This window comes from Streptomyces phyllanthi (assembly GCF_009377205.1).
GTDB classification, from domain to species: Bacteria; Actinomycetota; Actinomycetes; order Streptomycetales; family Streptomycetaceae; genus Streptomyces; species Streptomyces phyllanthi.
In genome coordinates this window covers 1-2,264 of sequence record NZ_VJZE01000806.1, presented here as the reverse complement: position 1 = coordinate 2,264, position 2,264 = coordinate 1, and the positions used below count along the sequence as shown (strand labels likewise).

The following is a 2,264-nucleotide window of genomic DNA, read 5'->3' as shown; positions in this document are numbered from 1 at the left end:
TCCCGGAACCGGGGGCTCCACCCCCGGGCCCCCGGCTCCCGGGTGGGCGGCTGAGCGCCGTTGCCGCGTGCGGTCGTGGTCGGTCCGTGGACACAGACCGACGGACCCTGCTGTCGGCCCTACTTCTCTGTCACGCCCGCCGAATCGAACGTCGCCACCTCGTGCATCGCTCTTGCCGTGCTCTGGACCATCGGGAGGGCCAGGAGGGCGCCCGTGCCCTCGCCGAGGCGGAGGTCGAGGTCGACCAGGGGGCGGAGGCCGAGCTTCTTCAGGGCCGCCACGTGGCCGGGCTCGGCGCTGCGGTGGCCGGCGATACAGGCGGCCAGGACCTCGGGGGCGATGGCGCGGGCTACCAGGGCGGCGGCGCCCGCGCTGACCCCGTCGAGGATCACCGGCGTACGCAGGGACGCACCGCCGAGGAGCAGGCCCACGATCGCCGCGTGCTCCAGTCCGCCGAAGGCGGCGAGGACGCCGATGGGGTCGGCCGGGTCCGGCTGGTGGAGCTCGATGGCGCGGCGGACCACCTCGGTCTTGCGGGCCAGGGTCTCGTCGTTGATCCCCGTGCCCCGGCCGGTGACCTCGGAGGGGTCCGTGTCCGTGAAGACCGCGATCAGGGCGGCGGACGCGGTGGTGTTCGCGATGCCCATCTCACCTGTCAGCAGAGCCTTGTTGCCCGCCGCGACCAGATCACGAGCCGTCTCGATACCGACCTCGATCGCCTGCTTGACCTCCTCGCGGGTCAGCGCGGGACCGACCGTCATGTCGGCCGTCCCCGCGCGGATCTTGCGCGGCAACAGGCCCGGGGTGGAGGGCAGTTCGCAGGCCACACCGACATCGACGACACAGACCTCGGCGCCCACCTGCGCGGCGAACGCGTTGCAGACCGCCCCTCCGCCGAGGAAGTTGGCGACCATCTGGGCCGTCACCTCCTGCGGCCAGGGCGTCACTCCCTGGGCGTGCACGCCGTGGTCGCCGGCGAAGATCGCGACGGCCGCGGGTTCCGGAATCGGCGGCGGGCACTGGCGGGAAAGACCGGACAGCTGAGCGGAGATGATCTCCAGCATGCCGAGCGCACCCGCGGGCTTCGTCATGCGCTTCTGCCGCTCCCACGCCTCGCCGAGCGCCTTGGCATCCAGCGGGCGGATACCGGCGATGGTCTCGGCGAGCAGGTCGTGCGGCTCCTCGCCGGGCAGCGCGCGGCGGCCGTACGTCTCCTCGTGGACCACCCAGGACAGCGGGCGGCGCTTGGACCAGCCCGCCTGCAGCAGCTCGGGCTCCTCCGGGAACTCGTCGACGTACCCGACGCACAGGTAGGCCACGACCTCCAGATGCTCGGGCAGGCCCAGCGCGCGGACCATCTCCCGCTCGTCGAAGAAGCTGACCCAGCCGACGCCGAGCCCCTCGGCGCGGGCCGCGAGCCACAGGTTCTCGACCGCGAGCGCGGAGGAGTACGGAGCCATCTGCGGCTGGGTGTGACGGCCCAGGGTGTGACGGCCGCCGCGGGTCGGGTCGGCGGTCACGACGATGTTCACCGGGGTGTCGAGGATCGCCTCGATCTTCAGTTCCTTGAACTGCTTCGCCCGGCCCTTGGGCAGCGACTTCGCGTACGCCTCGCGCTGGCGCTGGGCCAGTTCGTGCATCGTGCGGCGGGTGTCGGCGGAGCGGATGACGACGAAGTCCCAGGGCTGCGAGTGGCCGACGGAGGGTGCCGTGTGGGCCGCCTCCAGGACGCGGAGCAGGACGTCGTGCGGGATGGGGTCGCCGCGGAAGCCGTTGCGGATGTCGCGGCGCTCGCGCATCACGCGCAGTACGGCCTCGCGCTCGGCGTCGTCGTAGCCGGGAGCGGCGGGGCCCGCGGTGGGGCCCGCGGGCCGGGTGGCTTCTTCCACGGTGGCCGTGCTCTCCTCGTGATCGGCGACCCTGGTGTCCAGGTCCTCCGCGCGCTGTACGACATCGGGATCCGCCCCGGCCGCGATCGGCTCCGCGGCGAAGGGCTCCGGGCCGGCGGGTGCCTCGGGCTCGCGGGGGCCGGGGACCGTGGCGGTGGGGGCCGCCTCCTCGGGTGCCTGCGCCGGTGCCGGGACCTGGGGTGCCAGGACCCGGGGCACCGGTTCCGGGGCCGGCTCCGGCTCCGGAACCGGCTCTGCCGCGGGTGCCTGGTCCGGGACGGCCGCGAGCGGCTCCTCCGGGGCGGTGGTCGCCTGGTCGGGAGCGGCGACCGTCTGCGGCTCCTCCGGCGCGGCCGGCTGTGCTTGCTCCGGAAG

Annotated in this window: 1 protein-coding gene; it reads right to left on the bottom strand. The window is 74.0% G+C overall.

From position 1 onward, the window contains the following. Window positions 1–119: 119 nt before the first annotated feature. The coding region (cobT, locus tag FNH04_RS45065; RefSeq protein WP_228032028.1) for a nicotinate-nucleotide--dimethylbenzimidazole phosphoribosyltransferase at window positions 120–2,264 on the bottom strand (2,145 nt) is incomplete at its 5' end.